The sequence below is a fragment of the Mycobacterium sp. ACS1612 genome, from assembly GCF_001667505.1.
In the GTDB taxonomy this organism is placed as follows: domain Bacteria; phylum Actinomycetota; class Actinomycetes; order Mycobacteriales; family Mycobacteriaceae; genus Mycobacterium.
Genome location: NZ_LZHZ01000026.1, coordinates 17,584 through 40,367, shown reverse-complemented (window position 1 = coordinate 40,367; position 22,784 = coordinate 17,584). Strand labels below are relative to the sequence as shown.

Genomic DNA, 22,784 nt, shown 5'->3' with positions numbered 1-22,784 from the left:
CGATGCACTTCAACACCGTTCTGGTAGCCAACCGCGGGGAGATCGCGGTGCGGGTGATCCGCACGCTGCGCGCGATGGGGATACGTTCGGTCGCGGTGTTCAGCGACGCCGACGCCAACGCCCGCCACGTTGCCGAGGCCGATGTCGCCGTCGGCATCGGGCCCGCGCCTGCGCGGCAGAGTTATCTGGACATCGACGCGGTGGTGGAGGCGGCGCAGCGCACCGGCGCCCAAGCCGTGCATCCTGGCTACGGATTCCTCTCGGAGAACGCACAATTCGCGGCGGCGCTGCAAGCCGCCGGGATCGTCTTCATCGGGCCGCCGGCCGCCGCCATCGAGACCATGGGCGACAAGATCGCGGCGAAGGCGGCCGTATCGGCGTTCGGTGTTCCGGTGGTGCCGGGGGTGTCCCGGCCCGGCCTGACCGATGCCGACCTGATCGCAGGGGGCGACGGGGTCGGCTTCCCGGTGTTGGTCAAGCCGTCGGCGGGCGGCGGCGGTAAAGGCATGCGGGTGGTGCACGACCCGTCGGAACTGGCCGCGGCGCTGGCCAGCGCCCGTCGCGAGGCGGCGTCGGCGTTCGGCGACGACACGCTGTTCCTCGAGCGATTCGTGTTGAACCCCAGGCATATCGAGGTACAGGTGCTCGCCGACGGATACGGCAACGTCGTGCATTTCGGCGAGCGCGAATGCAGCCTGCAGCGGCGTCACCAGAAGGTGATCGAGGAGGCGCCGTCGCCTCTGCTCGACCCGGCGACGCGGGCACGCATCGGCGCGGCGGCCTGTGACACCGCCCGCAGCGTCGACTACACCGGCGCAGGCACTGTCGAATTCATCGTGTCCGCCGACCGGCCCGACGAGTTCTTCTTCATGGAGATGAACACCCGCCTTCAGGTGGAACACCCCGTCACCGAGATGGTCACCGGTGTCGACCTGGTCGAACTCCAGGTTCGCATCGCAGCGGGGGAGAAGCTGCCGATTAGTCAGGACGACATCGTGATGCGCGGTCACGCCGTCGAGGCCCGGGTTTATGCGGAGGATCCTGCGCGCGGGTTCCTGCCCACCGGTGGTGACGTGCTGGGCCTCGCCGAACCCGATGGGCCCGGTGTGCGCGTCGATTCCGGCCTCGCTGTCGGCACCGTCGTGGGCAGTGACTACGACCCGATGCTGGCCAAGGTCATCGCCTACGCCGACGACCGGCCCGCCGCACTACGCCTGCTCGACCGTGCGCTGGCCGACACCGCGGTGCTCGGGATCACCACCAACATCGACTTCCTGCGCTTCCTGCTCGCCGACGACGATGTCGCCGCAGGCCGGTTGGACACCGGACTTCTGGACCGCAGAACGCCGGACTTTGTGGCGGCGCAATGCGGTGACGACGAATTGATCGCCGCGGCAGCATTCAAGTGGCTGCGGTGTTGGCCCGCACCCGCGGGTGACCTGTGGGCGGTGCCGTCGGGGTGGCGGATGGGGCAGCGGGCACCCACGACGTTCCGGCTGCGTGCGGGTGACCGCACCGACCATGTCCATCTCACCGGCACCCCGCATGCCGCCACAGCGCGCGTCGAAAACGGCGAAACACGTTCACTGGCAGCATCTCTCGACGGTGAGCGGCTGAGCGTCACGCTGGACGGCCTGCGCACCGAATACCTGGTGGCCGCCACCGATGGCCAGATCTGGCTGTCTGGCGGCGGTCGCACCGCCTGGGTCGAGGAAGTGCGGGAAGCGCCGGTGCGGCCCGACGACGAACACAGCGGTGACGCCGAGCTGACCAGTCCGATGCCCGGCGCGGTAGTGGCAGTCGGCGTCGGGGACGGCGACAGCGTCGCCACCGGCACCGTCGTCGTCACCGTCGAAGCCATGAAGATGGAGCACGCGCTGACCGCGCCGGTCGACGGCACGGTCGAGCTTCTCGTCGCCGTCGGCGACCAGGTCAAGGTGCGCCAGCCGGTGGCCAGGATCATCACAAGTGAGGAAGACGAATCATGAGCGACTTTTTGGCCACCGGAATGCTGCCGGACCATTACGAACAACTCGCCAAGACGGTCCGCGACTTCGCGCAGACCGTCGTCGCGCCCGTCGCCGCCAAACACGACGAGGAACATTCGTTCCCGTATGAGGTGGTGTCGGGGATGGCCGATATGGGCTTGTTCGGCCTGCCGTTCCCCGAGGAGTACGGCGGCATGGGCGGCGACTACTTCGCGCTCTGCCTGGCGCTCGAGGAACTCGGCAAGGTCGACCAGAGCGTGGCGATCACGCTCGAGGCCGGCGTGTCGCTTGGCGCGATGCCGGTGTACCGCTTCGGAAACGAACAACAGAAGCAGGAATGGTTGCCGCTGTTGGCAAGTGGCAAGGCGCTCGGCGCGTTCGGCCTGACCGAGGCCGGTGGCGGCACCGACGCGGGTGCCACCAGAACCACCGCCAAGCTCGACGACGGGCACTGGATCATCAACGGCTCCAAGCAGTTCATCACCAACTCCGGCACCGACATCACCAAATTGGTCACCGTGACCGCGGTGACCGGCGAAAGCGGTGGAAAGAAAGAGATCTCGTCGATCCTGGTGCCGCTGCCCACCGAGGGATTCACCGCTGAACCCGCGTACAACAAGGTCGGCTGGAATGCCTCGGACACCCACCCGCTGTCGTTCGACGACGTCCGGGTGCCCGCGGAGAACCTGCTCGGCGAGCGCGGCCGCGGCTACGCCAACTTCCTTCGCATCCTCGACGAGGGCCGGATCGCCATCGCGGCGCTGTCGGTCGGCGCCGCCCAGGGCTGCGTCGACGAGTGCGTGAAGTACGCCAAGGAACGTGAGGCGTTCGGCGCGCGCATCGGCACCTTCCAGGCGGTGGCGTTCAAGATCGCACGCATGGAGGCGCGCGCACACGCCGCCCGCACCGCGTACTACGACGCCGCCGCACTGATGTTGGCGGGCAAGCCGTTCAAGAAGGCGGCGGCCATCGCCAAGATGGTGGCCAGCGAGGCCGCGATGGACAACGCTCGCGACGCCACCCAGGTGTTCGGCGGGTACGGATTCATGAACGAATACGCCGTCGCGCGGCACTACCGCGACAGCAAGATCCTCGAAATCGGTGAGGGCACAACGGAAGTGCAGCTGATGCTGATCGCGCGCGAGGCTGGGCTGTGAGCGGAGCGAACGATCCAACAGAAGTGAGCGGTAAGCGGGTAGTCGTCCAACGCGGGCTGTGGTTCGAGGAGTTCGAGACGGGGGTGCTGTACCAGCACCGCCCGGGCCGCACCATCACCGAGGCCGACAACGTGCTGTTCACCACGCTGACGATGAACACCCAGGCGCTGCACCTGGACGCCGCGTTCTCGGATGCGTTGCCGCCGTTCAACCAACGCCTGGTGAATTCGATGTTCACGCTCTCGACGCTGGTCGGGCTTTCGGTGGCTCAACTGACGCAGGGCACCATCGTCGGCAACCTCGGCTTCGGTGAGGTGGCGTTCCCCAAGCCGCTGTTCCACGGTGACACGCTGTACGCCGAAACCGAGGTGACCGACAAGCGGGAATCCAAGAGCCGACCCGGCGAGGGGATCGTGACGTTCGCCCACACCGGCCGCAACCAGCACGGCGACATCGTCGCGACCGCGTCGCGCAAGACCATGGTGCGCATGCGACCCGAGGGAGAGAGTTAGTGGCACTCAGCCAGACGGGACCGGCGTGGTTGTTCTGCCCGGCCGACCGACCCGAACGGTTCGAAAAGGCCGCAGCGGCAGCCGATGTGGTGATCCTCGACCTCGAGGACGGCGTTGCGGCCAAGGACCGCGGGGCGGCCCGCAAAGCACTGATCGAAACGCCTCTCGATCCGAACCGCACCGTCGTGCGCGTCAATCCGAGCGGGACCGCCGACCATCAACTCGACCTCGAGGCGCTGTCCGGTACGGCCTACACCACCGTGATGTTGGCGAAGACCGAAGAGCCGCAGCAGGTTCGGGATCTGGCGCCGCTGGACGTGGTGGTGTTGATCGAGACGCCGTTGGGTGCGCTGGCGGTCAACGAACTGGCGCGGATGGACAACTCGATGGCGCTGATGTGGGGCGCCGAGGACCTGTTCGCGGTGCTGGGCGGCACCGCCAACCGCTACCCGGACGGCAGCTACCGCGAGGTTGCGCGGCATGTGCGGTCGCAGACCCTGCTCGCCGCGAAGGCATACGGACGGATGGCGCTGGATTCGGTGTATCTGGACATCAAGGACTTCGACGGCCTCGGCAAGGAGGTCGACGACGCGGTGGCGGTCGGCTTCGACGCCAAGGTCGCCATCCATCCGTCGCAAGTGGCGGTCATCCGCGCCGGCTATGCGCCGACCCCGGAGCAGGTCGAGTGGGCGCAGGCGGTGCTCACCGCCGCTGCCAGCGAACGCGGTGTGTTCCAGTTCGACGGCCTGATGGTCGACGCTCCGGTGCTTCGCCGGGCGGAGCGGATCGTCGCGTCGGCGCCGCACGATCGTGGCTAGCAGCCATCCTGTACATGCGGGTCGTCCCGCGGAGTTTGGCGGTTTGGGCGACGTCGGTCGGCGTGAATCGGCACACCGCCTAGTACTGCTTTCGGAGGAAACGTCGGCGCGTTTATCAGACCGACGTTCAGGTCTTCCTCGGCAGTGATGGCGTTGAGCGCCAACGAAACTGGATCATTGACAGTCTCTCGGCGATGGCGTGCGCCGAGAGGCTCACTTGGTCACCTCCTGGCCCTTGCCGACGACAGTCACACCGCCGTCTGAGACGACGAATCCGCGCGCCCGATCGTGATCTTTGTCCACCCCCACCTGCGCCCCCTCGGGTACCACCACGTCCTTGTCGATGATTGCGTTCCGTACCACGGCGTTGGCAGCGACAACGGTGTTGTCCATGATCACTGAGCGTTCCACGATGGCGTAGTCCTCTATCCGCGCGCCGGGAGACAGTACTGACTCGCGGACCAGCGCCCCAGAGACGATGACGCCGTTGGCGACCACGCTGTTGACCGCATGGCCGACCCGCTCGCCGTCCTCGTGCACGAACTTCGCCGGTGGGTGCGGCGGGATGTGGGTGAGAATCGGCCACTCGCTGTTGTACAGGTTGAATAACGGCACGACAGCGCACAGGTCCATGTGCGCGTCGTAGTAGGAGTCCAACGTTCCAACGTCCCGCCAGTAGCCGGCGTCGGCGGGGTCCGCACCGGGTACCTCGTTGCGCTGAAAGTCGTAAACCTGTGCCATGCCCCGGTCCACCATCATCGGCATGATGTTGCCGCCCATGTCGTGCTTGCTGGACTCGTCGGCGGCGTCCTTGCGCAGCGCCTCGACCAGCGCGTCGGCCGAGAACAGGTAGTTCCCCATCGATGCGAACGTCTCGTCGGGCCGACCTGGCAGCCCCGGCGGGTCGGGCGGTTTCTCCAGGAACGCCTCGACCCCGAGCCCGTCGGAGGCGGTCTTGATCACCCCGAAGGCGCTGGCCTCCTTCCGTGGCACCGGAATGCCGGCCACCGTGGCGCCCGCGCCACTGTCGAGGTGCTGCGCAATCATCTGCCTCGGGTCCATGCGGTAGACGTGGTCGGCGCCGAACACGATGACCAGATCCGGCTTCTCGTCGTTGATCAGGTTCAGTGACTGGTAGATCGCATCGGCGGAGCCGGTGTACCACTGCGGGCCAAGGCGCTGCTGGGCGGGCACCGGTGTCACGTAGTTGGCGAGCAGGCTGCTCATCCGCCAGGTCGTGGTGATGTGGCGGTCCAGGCTGTGGCTCTTGTACTGCGTGAGCACCGCGATCCGCAGCACCCCGGCGTTGACCAGGTTCGACAACGCGAAATCGATCAACCGATACAGCCCGCCGAACGGAACGGCTGGCTTAGCCCGGTCAAGGGTCAATGGTAAGAGGCGCTTGCCCTCACCACCTGCGAGCACGATGCCGAGCACCTTCGGATCGGCCATTTGACGTCTCCTTCTGTTTCGACGCTTCAATTGGCGCTGTCAGCTTGCCGTGGAGTCCAGAATCTCCTGCAGCGTCGCTCTTGCGCCGTGCTCGGCCAGAGCCGTGCGATAGCCCTCGAAGCTGGCGACGAAGTCCGCGTGCTCCACGACACCGCTCGCTAGCAGCGGCTCGATCCGCAGCGCTTCGGACGGATCGCCCGATACCAGGTGCCGACGCGCTTCATCGTCGAGGCGCGGCTCGGTTGTCTCGAAGGCATTGCCGCTGTCGTCCTGGCCCTGTAGCACGCGGCTCCAGGCGGCAAGGGTAAAGGCGGGGATGCGGTGGTCGATGCCGGCCGCAAGCATCTCCCTGAGCGTGCTGGTGAAATACACGGGCACCTTGGACGCGCTGTCCGAGGCGATGCGCGTCAGCTGGTCGTGCATCGCCTCGTTGGAGAAGCGTTCGAGCACGGTGTTCTTGTAGTCCACGAGGTTCACGTCCCGCGGCTCCTCGAGCAGCGGCAGCACGATCTTGTCGAGGAAGCGTTCTAGCAGCACCGGCACCTGCGGGTCGCGCATCGCCTCGGCCACCTCGTGGTAGCCGAGCAGCAGGGCCGGGTAAGCCAGGGTGAGGTGGCCGGCGTTGAGCACGCGCACCTTCACCTGCTCCCACAGCTTCACTTCATCGCTGAGTTGCACGCCCACTTTTTCGAGCGTGGGGCGACCGTCGGTGAAGCGGTCCTCGATTACCCATTGGGTGAAGTCCTCGGCCACTAGCGGGATTCGGTCGTGCAGTCCGCTGGCCGCGTTGAGACGCGTGGCGTCTTCCGCAGACACCGACGGCGTGATGCGGTCAACCAGCGAGTTGGGAAAGGCGACGCTGGCATCGATCCAGGCGCCGAGTTGTGCGTCACGCGCGCTGGCAAAGCCGACGAAGGCGGCCCGCGCCACTTCGCCGTTGTGTCGCAGGTTGTCGCACGACACGACCGTGAACGGCTTGATGCCGGCCGCGCGTCGCCGCGCCAAGGCTTCGGTGACGAAGCCGAAGACCGTGTGTGGCGCGCCATTGCCGGCGAGGTCGTGGGCCACGTCCGGGTGCTCGGTGACGAAAGCATCCGACTGCGGATCGACGTGATAGCCGCCCTCGGTGATGGTCAGCGAAACGATGCGCAAGTCTGGGCTGGTCAACAGGGCGAGCACTTCATCCGGCTGATCTGGCCCGAGTAGGTAGTCGACCAGCGCACCGATCACGCGCACGTCCGGTTCGCTTTTTGGCGGCGCGATGGTGAGCGAGTACAGGCAGTCCTGGGCAAGGAACTGCGCGGCCTTCTGCCGGCCCCGCTCGCCGCCGCCCAGGCCGATGCCGACGATGCCCCAGTCCTCCTGGCCAGGCAGGGCGAGACAGCGGTCGATGTAGAACGCTTGATGCGCGCGATGGAAATTGCCAACGCCGAAATGCGCGATGCCGCGCTTGAGCCGGCTGCGATCGTAGGGCGGCCCCGTCACCTTGGGAGGCAACTGCGAGAGCGTACTGGCGTTGAGTTCGGTCATGCTGGACTCTCCTTAACAAGCCGACTACGGGTCCGAGTCCCGTCACCGGCTCCAGATCGTCGCTTCGGAAACGCGGTCGTTCGCTTCGCGGTTTCCTATTTCTCGTCAAGCAGGCGGAGGTCGGACGGCTCGCGCAGGAGACCTTCGAGAATCTTGTTGCCCTCGGTGTTGTAGGGCTGGCGCATGTGCTCGTCCCATGCGGCGCGCGAACGGAACATCTCGAGCATCACCCACGTGTCCCGATCGTCCTGGGGCTGGACGAGGTGCATGAACACGCAGCCCGGCTCCTTGAGGGTGTTTTGCCGCATCGACTGCAGCTGCGCCTCAGCTTCGTTGAGCCGGTCGAGCCGAGGCTTGATGGTGACAACCAGGAACAGCGGTTTGTCCTGACTAACCTGGTGGCTCATGAGCCATTCCTTCCGCTGGCGGACCGTAAAGGGACGTCATCGCCCCCCCGGAATCGGGACGGCGATGGAATTTTGCAGCGTGTCGATGAACGACTTCGAATTCTTACTTTGCACGAATGCCGCCACCGCGTCGTAGAGCGCCTGCTGGAAGGCGGATGGCATAAGCTCGCCGTGCGTCATCGATAACAGAATTTTGTCGTGCCACAACGCCTCGGACGCCTGACGCTGATAGGCGGGTAGCGAGGACACATCGACGTCGTTTCGTATCGGCACGGAGCCCTTCACCTTGTTGAAAGCGAGCGACGTCTTGGGATCAGCGATCGTCTCGAGGAACTTGATGGCATTTAGCCCGTCTTTGGCCTGAGCCGACACGACGAAGGTATCCACAATCGCCAGATAGGCGCCCGCAGTCCCGGGATAGGGCACGTATCCGAAGTCCTTGCCTTCGGCGGCGCCGTTCGCAACGAGCTCCCCATAAACGGAATCGTTCATCGACAGGAAAGCGCAATCGCCGGACGCCAACTTCTTCGCCGCTTGATCCCACGTCAGGGCACCGGCACTTGGATCGGCGCGGGACACGACGTCGCCGAATCGGGTCAGCGCGTCTTTGAGCTGCGGACCCGTCCAGTCGAATGAGTCGTCACGAATCTTGGCCCAGCCATCGCGGCCGATGACGCCGAGCAGAGTGTTCTCGAAAAGCTCTGTGGCAGTGAAGCGATCTTTACCGCCCAAGCACAACGGTGTTCGTCCGGCTGCCGCTACTTTGGCCAGGTCACTGGCGAAATTCTCCGAGGTGTAGCCGGCGGCCGGAACAGCGATGCCGGCGTCATGCAGCACGCGCAGGTTGAACCAAAGGTTATTGCCGCGGTGTGACCCGGTGGGCACGCCCCAGGCCTTGACACGATAAGTGGCCGCGTCGAGCAATGTCGCTGGCATGGTGTGGTCCAGGCCCGTGCGTTCGTACACGGCGGACACGTCTGCGATCCGGCCGGCGTCGACCCAAGCGCGAAGCGAACTGCCCAGGAATGTCTGCCACACATCGGGCGGATCACCAGCCCGCAGGCGTGCGGCGAGCGCGACCTGCACATTGCTCCCACCACCACCGGCGATTGCACCATCGATCACATTCACTTTCGGATTGGCTGACCTGAAGGCGTTCAGCAATACCTCGAAAGCCGGATGCTCGGACGGCGACACCCACCACGAGACAACCTCAAGTCGGTCAGTTGCATCTTTGAAGTTGGCCGCTTGTCCGCCACCGCCGCATGCCGCGACGACCAATGCCAGCGCAAGGATCCAGTAGCGTTTCATGCGCGTTCTCCAACCGGGTTCGGTTCCGCCTTCAGATCGAAGAGAGCAAAGCTAGTCACGACTGCGAAGCAGAAAGCAGGTACCACGAACGAGATCGCGGGACTCGTCGCGTCGAGCAGTCGGCCCTGGACCAAAGGCATGATCGCCCCACCCACGATTGCCATCACCAGGCCCGCGGCGCCGAATTTTGTCGCGGGTCCCAGTCCCTTGAGAGCCACCCCGTAGATCGTCGGAAACATGAGCGATAAGCAGAAGGACACTGCGACGAGAGCCACAACGCCGGCCACGTTGGGAGAGAACATCGCAAAAATGCAGAGTAATACCGCGAGCGCCCCGAGAACTGAGAGAACAGCCGTCGCGCGAATCCGCCCGATCACCCAGGTCATGATGAATCGCGAGATAAGGAACACGATCAGGCTCACCTGTAGCAGGAATCCGCCCAACTGCAGCGATCCACCCAGCGCCTGTTGTGAGTACTGGATGAGGTATGTCCATGTGCAGACCTGGGCCGCGACGTTGAAGAATTGCGCTATTACGCCGAACACATAGCGCTTATTCGACACCAGAATCTTCAATGGTGATTTTCCTTCCAGGTCGCCCGACGGGTATTCTTCGACGATTTTCGGGGACTTCTGGAACGCAAAAACAAACGCTATGGCAATCAATACAAATCCAAGACCGAGATAGGGGCCCATCACCGCGCCGAGTTCACCCGCGCGGATCGTCCGTACCTCCGCAGGCGACAGATTCGCCATATTCACCGGCTCGTCCAACTTGGGCAGGATCAGGGTGGCGGCCAGCAGGACACCGATGTTTGTGCCCACAGGGTTGAAGGCTTGCGCGAAGTTGAGCCGCCGTGTCGCGGTTTTTTCCGGCCCCAGCGAAAGGACGTAAGGGTTGGCAGAAGTCTCAAGTATCGAGCAGCCCGCGGCTATGGCGAACAACGCGACCAGGAAGGCTTCGTACGTCATGAGCTTGCTCGCCGGATAGAACGCAAACGCGCCCATCGCGGCAAGCAGAAGGCCTGTCAGAAGACCTGCCTTGTATCCGAACCGCTGATTGATGAACGCGGCCGGAATTGCTAGCAAGAAGTACGCCCCGAAGTACGCCAGCTGAACCAGCGAGGCCTGGAACGTGCTCATATCGAAGATGCGCTTGAAGCCCGCCACCATTGGAGTGGTGAGGTCCGCCGCCACCCCCCACGCAGTAAAACAGCAGATGAGGACGCCGAACAGCACCCACATCTTCGGGTAGACCAAGGCTGGTTTCGCCTTGGTGGTCGGCAATTCGGCGGGTTGATCGGCGTGCTCAGTGGTCGTCATATTCGGCGTCCCCCTCGTCATCGAGAGCCGTTCAGATCCCCCCAGACCTGTGATCTAAATCACGCTACTCAGGTCGTGCTCTTGGGGGAATGGTTCCGGGAGCAGGAGCATCCCGACCGTTCAGTTCCCGTGAGCCGATTCGCCGCCCGCGCAGTGGCCCGTCCGGCCAGCGCGGCGCGCGCGGTGCGACGGTCAGCGCCGCGGACAGCGGCACGTCTGCACTGATGCCGCGCAGTTGCAGAGCAGGCCAAGGTCCCTGCAACGGGACGCCGCATAAGCGTGTTAGAAAACACACACTCAACGGCAACGGCATAATGGAGGTTGCCCCAGTGCTGCGGCGAGCAGAGCGCATCGTCCGGCTAGCTCCACACCCCGGTAGCTAGTGGGATAGCCCCTTACCAGGGATTTTGCTCTGAACGCCTCCGCGCTGAGCACCGCACGGTCTAACGGCGAAACATGCCGCGACTGGGACCTGAAGGAGGCGGTATGGCCGAAGTGTCTGCGGATGCGGAGAGCGTCGATCTCTCCCCGATCCGGCTGGTGGACCCCGATGGGACACCGACAGCCGAGGATCGTTACAGCCGCGATCTCCCACCGGAAACGCTGAGCTGGCTCTACGAGCTGATGGTTGTCACGCGCGACCTCGACAGCGAATTCGTCAACCTGCAACGGCAGGGCGAACTGGCGTTGTTCGCGTCGTGCCGCGGTCAGGAAGCCGCGCAAATCGGTGCAGCGGCCTGCCTGCGCAAGACCGACTGGCTGTTTCCGCAGTACCGCGAGATCGGCGCCTTCCTGCTGCGCGGCATCACGCCGGCTCAGATGGGTGCCGTGTGGCGGGGCAAATGGCACGGCGGACTCGGCTTCACCGACAAGTGTGTCGCCCCGATCGCCATCCCGATCGGCACCCACGGCCTGCACGCGGTTGGCGCGGCGATGGGCGCCCAGCGGTTGGGCGAGGATTCGGTCACGCTCGCATTCCTCGGCGACGGCGCCACCAGCGAGGGCGACGCGCACGAGGCGCTGAACTTCGCCGCCGTGTTCGGTGTGCCGTGTGTCTTCTTCATCCAGAACAACCAGTGGGCCATCTCGGTGCCGGTGGCCCATCAGATGGCTGGGCCGTCGATCGCGCACAGAGCGATCGGGTATGGCATGCCCGGCGTCCGCGTCGACGGCAACGACGTGTTGGCGTGCTACGCCGTGGTCGCCGAGGCGGCACAGCGTGCCCGCGACGGCGGCGGGCCAACGCTGATCGAAGCCGTCACCTACCGGATGGGCCCGCACACCACCTCCGACGATCCGACGCGATACCGGTCGCAGCAGGAGGTCGACCACTGGGCGGCGCTGGACCCGATCGCTCGCTACCGCACCTACTTACAGACCGTCGGCGTGTGGACCGATCGACTGGAGGCACGCGTCGACGCCAAGTCGAAGCGACTGCGAACCGAACTACGCGAATCCATCGTCGGCGCTGAGGACTTCGACGTCGGCGAGATGTTCGACACGGTCTACCACGACATCACCCCGGATCTGGTACGCCAGCGGCAGCAACTGCTGGCCGAGTTGGCGAAGGAGGCCTGACGTGACACAGATCATCGAACGACCCCCGATGCGCGGCGACGACGTACCGGAACCGCGGGGACCGCTGCTCACGTCCGTGCCGACCGTGCCGACGCTGACCATGGCGCAGGCGATCAACCGCGCCCTGCACGATGCGATGGCGGCCGACGACCGGGTGCTGGTGTTCGGCGAGGACGTCGCCACGTTGGGCGGCGTCTTCCGAGTCACCGAGGGGTTGACCGAAACCTTTGGGGAGCGGCGGTGTTTCGACACCCCGCTGGCCGAGTCAGGCATCGTCGGCATCGCCATCGGGTTGGCGATCCGCGGCCTGGTGCCGGTTCCGGAAATCCAGTTCGACGGCTTCGCTGCGCCCGCCTTCGACCAGATGGTCAGCCACCTGGCGAAGTACCGCATGCGCACGCACGGTGATGTCGATATGCCGGTGACCATCCGCATCCCGTCGTTCGGCGGCATCGGCGCGGTGGAGCATCACTCGGAGTCCACTGAGAGCTACTGGCTCCACACCGCCGGCCTCAAGGTCGTGGTGCCGTCGACGCCGTCGGACGCGTATTGGCTACTGCGGCAATCGATTGCCAGCCGGGATCCGGTCATCTATCTGGAGCCGAAGCGGCGCTACTGGACCCGCGAGGCCGTCGACACCGACGCGCCTCCGGTGCCGTTCGGTAAGGCCGCGGTGCGACGGGACGGTGCGGATGTCACCGTGGTGACGTACGGGTCGCTGGTCGCCACCGCGCTCAGCGCGGCCGACATCGCCGACCAACAGGGCTGGAGCCTGGAGGTGGTCGACCTGCGGACGCTGAACCCGTTGGACTTCGACACCGTGGCCGCCTCGGTGCGTAAGACCGGTCGCGCGGTGGTGATGCATGAGGGTCCCCGCACGCTGGGCTTCGGCGCCGAGTTGGCCGCCCGCATCCAGGAGGAGTTGTTCTACGACCTCGAGGCGCCGGTGTTGCGTGCCACCGGGTTCGACACGCCTTACCCGCCGGCGCGGCTGGAGAAGCTGTGGCTGCCGGGCCCCGACCGGTTACTGGACTGCGTCGAACGTGCGATGGGGCAGCCGTGAGTCCCGAAGGCGACGACGAGCGAGGACCGGTCGGCCCACGCCCGCAGGGCAGGGGACGAGGAGGAGTCAAGGCATGAGTGCGGTCAAGGAGTTTCTCGTACCTGATTTGGGCGAGGGCCTCGAAGACGCGACGATCACCGGGTGGAGTGTCGCGGTGGGCGACGAGGTGGAACTTAACCAGACGTTGTGCACGGTCGAGACGAACAAGGCCGAAGTCGAGATTCCCAGCCCGTTCGCGGGCCGGATCACCGAACTCGGTGGCGCCGAAGGGGACACGTTGACCGTCGGGTCGGTTCTGGTGCGCATCGCGACATCGGAGGCCGAGTCGACGAACGGCACTGCGCGCAAACCGGTCCTGGTCGGCTACGGCGCCGACGACGAGATGGACTCCAGCAGAAGGAGATCGGTCGGTGAGCGGCCGCGGGCCAAGCCGCCGGTGCGCAAGCTGGCCGTCGAACTGAACGTCGACTTGTCCGCTGTTGCGGGCACCGGCCCCGGCGGCGTGATCACGCGCGAGGACGTGCTGGCCGCGGCGGGTCGGTCGGCGCCGACTCCGGAGATGCTCGCGGTGCGCGGGGTGCAGGCCGAGATGGCGCATCGGATGACACTGTCCCGCAAGCAGATCCCCGATGCACATGCCGGCGTCCAGGTGGACTGCACCAGCCTGCTCGAAATGCGTGACCGGTTCCGCGACGCGGTGGACGACGAATCACCGGTCACCCCGTTCGTGCTGATTCTGCGGCTGCTGACCATCGCGCTGCGCCGTCACCCCCACCTGAACGCGACATGGCTGGAGACCACCGACGGCCCGCAGATCCACCTGCATTCGGCGGTGCATCTGGGGTTCGGGGTGGCCGCGCCGCGCGGGCTGCTGGTGCCCGTCATCACCGACGCGCATGCGAAGACGACGCGCGAGTTCGTGACCGTGGTGGCACAACTCATCCGCGACGCACGGGCGGGCACGCTGAAACCGTCGCAGTTACAAGGCTCGACGTTCACCGTGTCGAATTTCGGCGCACTGGGGTTGGACGACGGCGTGCCGGTGATCAACTACCCGGAGGCCGCGATCCTGGGAATGGGATCGCTGAAGCCGCGCCCGGTGGTGGTGGACGGCGACGTGGTGGCTCGGCCGACGATGTCACTGACATGTGCGTTCGACCACCGTATCGCCGACGGCGCCCAGGTCGCCGCCTTCCTCACCGAACTGCGCGACCTCATCGAGACGCCCGAACTCGCGCTGCTCGACCTCTAGCAGGGTTGGCCAGGAGGTGTGTAGTACGGCACGCCTTCTGCGGTGTAGCACGGGATCTCGCCGGGCACGTACGGGACGTGCTGCGAAGCGATGGCCACCGCCGCCGCGTCACCCGCGATATTGGTGCAACCCCCGACGGAGAAGTGGCGTCCGCCCCCGGCCGCGCACACGTCCGCGTCGGCGACTGGCGCCATCACCACCGGCACCACGGCCATCCCCATGGCGGCGCACACCGCTGCTGCCAGCTTTTTCATCTCGCGCTCCTTTGCTGACCCCGACTACTGCAGCGTATGCGCCTCTTTTGACGATGGGGTCATTTTCGCTGCGCGGCGGCCAACCTCTCGGCGAATTCGGGCGAGGTGATCGAAGTGGCTTGCGGTCCCAGTTCGGTGTCCACCGCGATGCGATGTTGATCGGTGTCGACGACGCCCGGATTGGCGGTCGCGCGCATCGACGCCTTGGTGGCCAGGACCACGTCGCGGGGCGCGGCGGCAGGTCCGGCGGCGAGTTCACGCGCGGCCGCCACAGGATCGTCGGCGATCTGCAGTGCAAGCCCGTAGCGCACCGCGGCTTCGGCGTCGAACCGCATCCCGAACAGCAGGGAGGCGCGGGCTACCTGCGGGCCGACGGCGCGCTGCAGCATCCAGGTGGCGCCCCCGCCGGGGTGAATGCCAAGCTTCTGGAAGCGTGGGTCGAAAAGTGCTGCGGGACCAGCGATTCGGACGTCAGCGGCCAGGGCCAGGTTCAATCCGGCGCCGACCGCCGCACCGTTGACCGCGGCGATGGTCGGCAATGCGCAGTTGGCCACCGCGAGAAAACCGTCGTAGATCGTACGTAGGCCGTCCTCGGTGGCCGCGCCGAGCGCGGTGAGGTCCGCGCCGGCGCAGAACGCCTTACCCGCGCCCGTGACGATCAGCGCGTGCACATCGGGGTTGGCCTCGGCGGCGTCAACCGCTGCACGCAGGGCGGCCGAGATCTCCGCGGTGACGGCGTTGCGGCGCTCGGGGTCGTTGACGGTGACGAGGGCTACGTGGTTGTCGACTTGGACCAGAACTGGATCGGACACGGCCTCAGCCTAGTGACCGGGTCAGGTCGGTCACCCGGGTGAATCGGGTCGTGGGGTGATGACCATTCATCCCACGTCGGTAGAGGCTGCTCAGCAGATGGTCAGATCGGTAAGCACTGGCTGCGCCGACCGCCCGTGCAACGCCATCATCGCAAGTGGAGAAACCAGATGAAGCACCGTCAATGTCGACGATCGCCTGCGGTGTCCGGCGCGGCGAGAACACCGTGGCTACTGCATCGAATGCGGGAAGCTGCCGCAACTGGCTGGCGTCCAATCCATCGAAAAGCGGACTCCGCGACGGACACCGTCCCGACGATCGATGATCAACTCAACACGCTCAAGCCCGTCTGCAGCGCCCAGCGGGTGTCGACCGGAACTACATGTGGCGCACCGGCGGTAGCCGTCGCCGAGATACACGCCATCGACGGATGCGAACAGCCGGGGTTGAGCCCAACCGGCGACCTCATCGAGATCCTCTGCCAACCCTGCCTGACAGCTTTGCAGGGGGCGATTGCCACTTACGTGGGCGACAAGCGTGAGACGGCGTCACAATCGGGGACCCGCCCGGTGTGCAGCACCTGCGGACGTCTCACCCAATACCTGCCCAGCGTGTTCACTGTGCGCCCGATCGGGTCCAGCGGACGGACGCCATGACCCGGCTACGCGTCGTCCTCCTCGTTGTGGCTGTGCTGGCCGGAGACTACGCGGCCCTGATGTTGATCGATTGTCAACTGACCCATTTCGGCGTGGCCGCGGCCATCTGTGCAGGATCCTCGCTCCTGGCCGCCCTGATCGCCTACGCCAGGGGACGGTACGAGCTGGCCAGCCGCTGCCGCGCGGCGGTGAGACAGAAAGCGGACATTTCCGAACGCAGCGGACAGCAGGCTGCCACCGCAGCATCTGCACATTGCCCACTGGGCGGTACACGCCAAAAGCAGTGCGATTCACCGGGATTCGCCAACCGACAGGGCGCGCGCTGCTGTCAAGCATGCGCGGCGTTCACAGCCTGACATGAGAACGTCTGCTGCGCAGTCGAAATTGCAGCGCTGGTCGAAGTAGTCTCTCGACGCGGCCGAATCGATCACAGATGTTCAGACGCACCTGGCGCGGGCTCGCAGGGAAAAACCCGCGACCTGTGGTTGGCGTGCCACTGGATTCTTGCCATGCGCAACAACAGCAGGACGCGGGGATGGGAGCGCGCCTAGACTGATTGCCAGCCTTAGCGGTGGCAATTAAATCGTGGAAAACACCACTTGGAAGCCGTCCGCCCGCTGGATACACACTGGTGGGCGGCGGTCGGAGTGAGCGTCGCCAGGGCATCAGGAAAGGTTCGCATTCCGCCGATTCGTGGGCGGGTGCATGAGCTCGAGGCGATCGGTGCGCTGATTGCGGCGGTGGCTCAGGGGCGCGGTGGTGTACTGGTCATCGACGGCCCGCCTGGCATCGGAAAGAGCCGGTTGTTGACCGAGGTGTTGGCGCTTGCTGGGAAAGCCGGTGTTCGGGCGCTGTTCGGTGAGGCGTTTGAGTACCAGCAGACGGTGCCGTTTTTCGCACTGTTCATGGCGACGCTCAACGCCGATCCTCCTGTCGGTGACGCAGAGGCTTTGCGCAAGTTGGGCGGCTCTGAGGATCTGCGCTATTGGGTGGTGCACGACCTAGCGGACGCGATTCGTGCGGCGGCTGTGCAAACGCCTCTGGTGATTGTGTTGGAGGACATTCACTGGGCAGATAACGGAACCCTGATGTTTTTGCGGTCGCTCGCCAGAGTGCGCTCGGACGCGCCGGTGTTGTGGGTGTTGACCGCCCGCACCGGGGCCGGTGGGCCTGCCGTGCAGGAGACGTTGTCGGTGCTGCAACGCGCGAATGCCACATTCTTGCGATTGGAGGCCATGACGCCGGATGCGGTCGCAGACATGGTCAGCGACGCCGTGCGCGCGAAAGCCGATGCGTCGCTGCTGAATATGGCCGCCAAGGCGCATGGAAACCCGTTTCTGGTCAGCGAACTCGTCGGGGGGCTAGGCGAGGAGGGCCGGCTCAATCTGTCTGACGGCCGGGCGATGGTCACGGGAGACCAGTTGCCGCGGCGTTTGGGTGCCACCATGCATCAGCGGCTGGATCTGCTTTCCGCTCAGGCGTCAGAGGTCGTGCGGGTGGCCGCGGTGCTGCCGGACCGGTTCTCGGCCGGGCTGTTGGCGGCGATGCTCGACCGTCAGCCGGTGACGTTGCTGTCGGCGCTGGAGGAGGCGGTGCGTGCGGGTCTGCTCATCGAAGACGGTGACCATTTGAGGTTTCGGCATGACCTGTTGCGTGAGGCTACCCGGCAGTCGTTGCCGCAATCGCTGCGCCGTGCGATGGAACGCCAGTCGGCCTCGGTGATGTTGGGGATGGGCGCGGCCCCCGCTGAGGTGGCTACCCAGCTGGCTCGTAGCGCAGAGCCCGGAGATATAGAAGCGGTGAATGCGTTGCGCCAAGCCGCCCAATCGTTGGGGCACAGTGATGCCGGTGGAGCTGCGGACCTGACAAAGCGCGCACTGCAACTGATGCCCGCCGACCATGGGGATTACGGGTCACTCGTCGCCGAAACCGTGGAGTGGCTCAATCGGGCCAGTCGCTATGGCGAAGCGCAAGAGCTTGGAGCCGTGGCACTCGGGCAGGCGGCCTTGCCTGAAGCCGAGGCCGAGATCCGCCTCCGCCTTCAGACGCATACCAAGCACACCACCCAGTGGCGGGTAGCGCAGAGCCGTCGAGCGCTGCAATTGAGCGGCATCAGCGAAGTCACTCGGGCGCGGCATCTAGCGTGGCTGGCCTACAACCTGGTGTTGGAAGACAGAAGTGGGCAATGGCGCACCGCAGCCGACGAAGCCACCGCCGCTGCGGCAGCCACCGGTGATCTCGAAGCCACCATCGTCGCCGGGGCCACCCACGCTTTGCTCGATTCCGGTGAGGGATACGCGATCCGCGCAATAGGCCGCCTCGAACAGCTTCGCCAACTCGCGTACACCAACGAGACGGCGTTGGCGCATGCCTATGCCGGAATGTTCCACGCAGACCTGCTGGCTGTCGTCGGCCGATTGGAGGACGCGACCGCGAGGGTTGCCGAAGGCATCGGGCAAGCCCGCCGGGAACGCAACTCGTTGGCCCTCGCTACCTGGACCGTCTACAGCGGGTGGGTCCACCTCGCCGCCGGCCGGCTGTCGGCTGCTCGAGAAGCCGCTGAGTCGCTGCCGCCCCCACAGCCGACCGGCGCGACCGAACAGGATGTACATCGTATGCTGACCCTCGCCGAGGTCGCGGCGCACACCGATGACCGAAACTTGCTGCAGCAGACGGCCAATGACGCGCGCGATGCCCACTCCATCGGTTCACCTGGCCAACGTCGAGCATCCGCGTATGTGCTGACGCGAGCGGCGTGGTACCGCAATGACATTCATGAAGCAGCACGCTGGCTTGGCGACATCAACCTATTGGGAACCCCCCTTTTTCCCCATGCATTGGTTCGGCTGATCTTGGGCGCCCGGGTGGCCTCGGCCGCCGGTGATGCCGGTTTGCGCGCACGCGTCTTGCAAGCCAGCGAGGTGCTGGAGCGTGAGCAGCCACCGGCGCCGCTGTTGGCGACGGTGGCCGGATATGCCCGCGGGATTCTCGAGCGTGACGCGCCAGCATTGCTGGCTGCCGCGGAAGTGCTCCGCGCGTCTTCGCGGCCACTCCTCTATGCGAGTGCTGCCGAGGACGCGGGGCGGGAGTTGAGTCTTGCGCAGCGCGACGCTGAGGCGCTTGACCAGCTCAATGCGGCGTTCGACACCTACACCGAGTGCGGGGCAGTCGCCGATGCCCGTCGGGTGGGCCGGAGGCTGCGTAAATTGGGCGTGGACCGGCGCATCGTCACACAGCCGCGAGCGAAAACAGGCTGGGACAGCCTCACCGATTCTGAACTCACGGTCGTCAATCTCATCGCCGAAGGGGCGACCAACCGAGAGGTGGCACAGCGACTGCACCTGTCCGCCCATACGGTGAAAACCCACCTGCACAATGCGTTCGCCAAGCTCGGCGTCACTTCCCGCGCCCAATTGAGACAGCTCATGCGCGGCGCTGACTAACCGTCAGCAGATCCAGCAGGTGACTAGTGCAGGCCTAGAATGGCCTGCACTAGAACGGCAGTCCGATCAACGGTAGACAGGACACCCGATGGGGCCTCCAACCGGTCTCTTCGACATCGGTGGCCAACGTCTGGTCACTCCGATTCGTGGACGGGTGCACGAGCTTGCGGTGGTCGGTGCGCTGATTGCGGCGGTGGCTCAGGGGCGCGGGGGCGTATTGGTGATCGAGGGGCCGCCGGGCATTGGGAAGAGCCGGTTGTTGACCGAGGTTTTCTCGCTTGCCGACGAGACCGGTGTTCGGGCGCTGTTCGGTGAGGCATTCGAGTATCAGCAGACGGTGCCATTTTTCGCGCTGTTCATGGCGACGCTCAACGCCGATCCTCCTGTGGGAGACGCCGAGGCGTTGCGCAGGTTGGGCGGCTCGGCGGATCTGCGCTACTGGGTGGTGCATGATTTGGCCAACGCAATCCGTGCAGCGGCCGCGGACACCTCGTTGGTGATTGTGTTGGAGGACATCCACTGGGCAGATACCGGCACGCTGTTGGCGCTGCGCTCGCTGACCGCCGCGGCGCGGGATGTGGCGGTGCTATGGGTCTTGACTACCCGCACCGGCGCCGGTGGGCCTGCGGTGCAGGAGACCTTGTCGGTGCTACATCGCGCGGATGCCACATTTCTGCAATTGGGTGCCATGACGCCGGATGCGGTCGCCGACATGGTCAGCGACGCTGTCCGCGCGAAAGCAGACGCGTCGCTGTTGAATCTGGCCGCCAAGGCGCACGGAAATCCGTTCCTGATCACCGAGCTTGTGGAGGGTCTGGGCGAGGAGGACCGACTGAACGTCAGCGGCGGGCGTGCAGTGGCCACTGGGGATGCGCTGCCGCGGCGGCTAAGCGTCGGTATGCAGCAGCGACTCGACCTGCTCTCCAAGGATGCTTCCGAGGTGGTGCGGGTGGCCGCGGTGCTGCCGGACCGGTTCTCGGCGGGCTTGCTGGCCGCAATGCTGAGCCGCCAGCCGGTTTCGTTGCTGTCGGCACTCGAGGAGGCGGTGCGCGCGGATCTATTCGTCGAAGACGGTGAGCAGTTGAGGTTTCGGCACGACCTGCTGCGCGAGGCCACCCGCCAGTCCCTTCCCCAGTCGCTGCGGCGGGCGATGGAGCGCCAATCGGCCTCGGTCATGCTGAGTCTCGGCGCAGCGCCCGCCGAGGTGGCCATCCAGCTCGCGCGCAGCGCCGAGACGGGAGACCGAGAGGCGATCGAGGCGCTACGGCAAGCGGCGCAATCGGTAGGCCGCGGCGATGCGAGCGCGGCCGCGGACTTGAGCAAGCGCGCATTGGAACTGTCACCCTCCGATGCCGCCGAGCATGGGTCTGTGGTCGCGGAAACGGTGGAGTGGCTCAACCGGGCAGGTCGCCACGGCGAGGCCGAAGACTTGGCGGTCGTGGCGCTCTCACGTGCGGCGTCGCCCGAAATCGAGGCCGAGATCCGCCTCCGGCTCCCGGCGCACACCAGGCACAGCACTCAGCGGCGCGCGGAGGAGAATCGCCGGGCGCTCGAGTTGGGCGGCATCAGCGAGGTCACCCGGGCGCGGCATCTGGCGTGGCTGGCCTACAACCTTGCGTTACAGGACAAGAGTCGGCAGTGGAGCACGGCAGCCGACGAGGCGGCAGCCGCCGCGTCAGCCACCGGTGATCTCGAAGCCACGATCATGGCCGAGATCACCCTCGCGCTGCTCGATATTGGTGCGGGGCAGAGGCTTCGGGCACTAAGCCGCCTCGAACAGCTTTGTTCGGGTAGCTACACCAACGATGCAGCCTCGGCGCATGGCTATGCCGCGATGCACTACGCCATCCTGCTGACGGTGTTCGGCCGGTTGGACGACGCCGCAGGGCGGGTCGCCGACGGCATAGGACGAGCCCGCCGGGAAGGCAACGCGATGGTTCTCAACATGTGGGCTGTTATAGGTGGGATTGTTGAGCTCGCTGCCGGCCGGTTGTCGGCCGCTCGGGACGCGGCTGAGCCTCTGCCGCGCCCTCAACCGACAGGCGCGAGCGAGCCTGACCTGCTGCGCATCGTGATTCTGGCCTCGGTGGCGGTACGCACGGATGACCGAAACGTGTTGCAGCAGATGATTAATGACGCAGAGGACGCCTACTCCACTGGCTCGCCTGCCATCCGTCGAGGAGCTGCGTATGTGCTCGCGATGGCCGCATGGCAGCGTGATGACGTTCATGAAGCCGTGCGGTGGCTTGGCGGTGATATCGCCCTACTCGGAACACCGATGCAGGCCTATGCCTTCGACCGGTTGATCCTGACCGCGCGCGTAGCCTCGGCCGCCGGTGATGCCGGTTTGCGCGCACGCGTCCTGCAGGCCAGCGAGGTACTGGAATGCGAGCAGCCCGCGGTGCCGCTGTTCGCAGGGGTGGCCGGATATGCCCGCGGGATTCTCGAGCGTGACGCGCCAGCATTGCTGGCTGCCGCGGAAGTGCTCCGCGCGTCTTCGCGGCCACTCCTCTATGCGAGTGCTGCCGAGGACGCGGGGCGGGAGTTGAGTCGTTCGCAGCGCGACGCTGAGGCGCTTGACCAGCTCAATGCGGCGTTCGACACCTACATCGAGTGCGGCGCAACCGCCGATGCCCGCCGAGTCGGCCGTGCGCTGCGCAGGCTGGGCACCGAACGGCGCATCGTCACACAACCCCGAGCGAAAACCGGTTGGGAGAGTCTCACCGATTCGGAACTCACGGTGGTCGAGTTGATCGCAGAAGGCGCAACCAATCGCTCTGTGGCGGAGCGACTGAAGTTATCGCCTCACACGGTGAAAACGCATCTGCACAATGCCTTCGCCAAGCTTGGCATCGCGTCTCGCGCCGAATTGGCGCAGTTCATCCGCCCGCCATCCGATTGACCAGCCGGTCAATACATGGAGCCAGGTAGTTCTACGCCGACCCACTGCTAAAGATCGCCCGTTGGTCGATGGTGAAGGCTGTGTGCGCCTGTCAACGTGGTCAGTGAACCCTTGATCGCCGCAACCGCTCCGTTTTGGCGGCCGCCGGAGACCAACGGACACAGAGGAATTGATCATGAGCACATTGCTGGGAATATTGACGATGATACCGGTCGTGTTCGGCGTAAGCGGGTACGCGTTGGTGTCCCGACACTATTGAGCGGGCGAAGACGCGAATTTCACTCCTTCTTGAGACGCTCGAAGTTCGAGCCCAGCGCTGTGATCAAAGT

Annotated in this window: 16 protein-coding genes; 9 read left to right on the top strand and 7 right to left on the bottom strand. The window is 65.6% G+C overall.

Annotated elements, in window-relative coordinates:
- Window positions 1-2: 2 nt before the first annotated feature.
- The 4 genes from A5724_RS10795 to A5724_RS10780 are packed head-to-tail and all read left to right on the top strand — an operon-like array spanning window position 3 to window position 4,475.
- The gene (locus tag A5724_RS10795) at window positions 3-1,988 is read left to right on the top strand and encodes a biotin carboxylase N-terminal domain-containing protein (protein ID WP_067800623.1); all 1,986 of its coding nucleotides are present in this window, start codon (window positions 3-5) and stop codon (window positions 1,986-1,988) included.
- Complete coding sequence (locus A5724_RS10790; protein WP_067800621.1) at window positions 1,985-3,145, top strand: acyl-CoA dehydrogenase family protein; 1,161 nt, start codon at window positions 1,985-1,987, stop codon at window positions 3,143-3,145. Before A5724_RS10795 ends, A5724_RS10790 begins: the two co-directional genes overlap by 4 nt.
- Window positions 3,142-3,657: a MaoC family dehydratase gene (locus A5724_RS10785; protein ID WP_232004783.1), complete on the top strand. Its 516-nt coding sequence runs from the start codon at window positions 3,142-3,144 to the stop codon at window positions 3,655-3,657. The genes A5724_RS10790 and A5724_RS10785 overlap by 4 nt, the downstream gene beginning before the upstream one ends.
- Window positions 3,657-4,475, top strand: coding sequence for a CoA ester lyase (locus A5724_RS10780; protein WP_067800611.1), 819 nt, complete (start codon window positions 3,657-3,659; stop codon window positions 4,473-4,475). Before A5724_RS10785 ends, A5724_RS10780 begins: the two co-directional genes overlap by 1 nt.
- 213 nt (window positions 4,476-4,688) lie before the next feature.
- Here the strand turns inward: A5724_RS10780 and glgC are convergent, their stop codons facing one another.
- The 5 genes from glgC to fucP all read right to left on the bottom strand — a co-directional run bounded on the left by glgC (window position 4,689) and on the right by fucP (window position 10,497).
- Window positions 4,689-5,927, bottom strand: a complete 1,239-nt coding sequence (gene glgC / locus A5724_RS10775) for a glucose-1-phosphate adenylyltransferase (protein ID WP_067800609.1) — start codon at window positions 5,925-5,927, stop codon at window positions 4,689-4,691.
- Window positions 5,928-5,966: 39 nt separating this feature from the next.
- Entirely contained in the window at window positions 5,967-7,457 is a 1,491-nt protein-coding gene (locus A5724_RS10770; RefSeq protein WP_067800606.1) for a mannitol dehydrogenase family protein, read from the bottom strand.
- 95 nt (window positions 7,458-7,552) lie between these two features.
- Entirely contained in the window at window positions 7,553-7,864 is a 312-nt protein-coding gene (locus A5724_RS10765; protein ID WP_067800601.1) for a putative quinol monooxygenase, read from the bottom strand.
- 36 nt (window positions 7,865-7,900) lie between these two features.
- Window positions 7,901-9,175, bottom strand: coding sequence for an ABC transporter substrate-binding protein (locus A5724_RS10760; protein WP_067800596.1), 1,275 nt, complete (start codon window positions 9,173-9,175; stop codon window positions 7,901-7,903).
- Window positions 9,172-10,497: an L-fucose:H+ symporter permease gene (gene fucP / locus A5724_RS10755; RefSeq protein ID WP_067800593.1), complete on the bottom strand. Its 1,326-nt coding sequence runs from the start codon at window positions 10,495-10,497 to the stop codon at window positions 9,172-9,174. Before fucP ends, A5724_RS10760 begins: the two co-directional genes overlap by 4 nt.
- A 486-nt stretch (window positions 10,498-10,983) precedes the next feature.
- Here fucP and pdhA point away from each other — a divergent pair, with 486 nt between their 5' ends.
- The 3 genes from pdhA to A5724_RS10740 all read left to right on the top strand — a co-directional run bounded on the left by pdhA (window position 10,984) and on the right by A5724_RS10740 (window position 14,390).
- The gene (gene pdhA, locus A5724_RS10750; protein WP_067800592.1) at window positions 10,984-12,075 is read left to right on the top strand and encodes a pyruvate dehydrogenase (acetyl-transferring) E1 component subunit alpha; all 1,092 of its coding nucleotides are present in this window, start codon (window positions 10,984-10,986) and stop codon (window positions 12,073-12,075) included.
- A 1-nt stretch (window position 12,076) separates the two neighbouring features.
- A complete protein-coding gene (locus A5724_RS10745) occupies window positions 12,077-13,138 on the top strand; it encodes an alpha-ketoacid dehydrogenase subunit beta (RefSeq protein ID WP_067800590.1) in 1,062 nt (353 codons plus the stop codon).
- A gap of 73 nt (window positions 13,139-13,211) precedes the next feature.
- Entirely contained in the window at window positions 13,212-14,390 is a 1,179-nt protein-coding gene (locus tag A5724_RS10740) for a dihydrolipoamide acetyltransferase family protein (protein WP_067800588.1), read from the top strand.
- Here A5724_RS10740 and A5724_RS10735 read toward each other — a convergent pair.
- Window positions 14,387-14,644 (bottom strand): hypothetical protein, encoded by a 258-nt coding sequence (locus A5724_RS10735; protein ID WP_067800587.1) that lies wholly within the window; start codon window positions 14,642-14,644, stop codon window positions 14,387-14,389. The two genes, A5724_RS10740 and A5724_RS10735, sit on opposite strands and share 4 nt — an antisense overlap.
- Window positions 14,645-14,703: 59 nt before the next feature.
- Window positions 14,704-15,456, bottom strand: coding sequence for an enoyl-CoA hydratase (locus tag A5724_RS10730; RefSeq protein WP_067800582.1), 753 nt, complete (start codon window positions 15,454-15,456; stop codon window positions 14,704-14,706).
- A gap of 1,355 nt (window positions 15,457-16,811) precedes the next feature.
- Between A5724_RS10730 and A5724_RS10720 the strand changes: the two genes are divergently transcribed.
- Together A5724_RS10720 and A5724_RS10715 are read left to right on the top strand one after the other, a co-directional pair.
- Window positions 16,812-19,553, top strand: a complete 2,742-nt coding sequence (locus tag A5724_RS10720) for a LuxR family transcriptional regulator (RefSeq protein WP_232004782.1) — start codon at window positions 16,812-16,814, stop codon at window positions 19,551-19,553.
- Between the two features lie 88 nt (window positions 19,554-19,641).
- On the top strand, window positions 19,642-22,455 hold the full coding sequence (locus A5724_RS10715) for a LuxR family transcriptional regulator (protein ID WP_067800573.1): 2,814 nt from the start codon (window positions 19,642-19,644) through the stop codon (window positions 22,453-22,455).
- The last annotated feature ends 329 nt before the right edge of the window (window positions 22,456-22,784 follow it).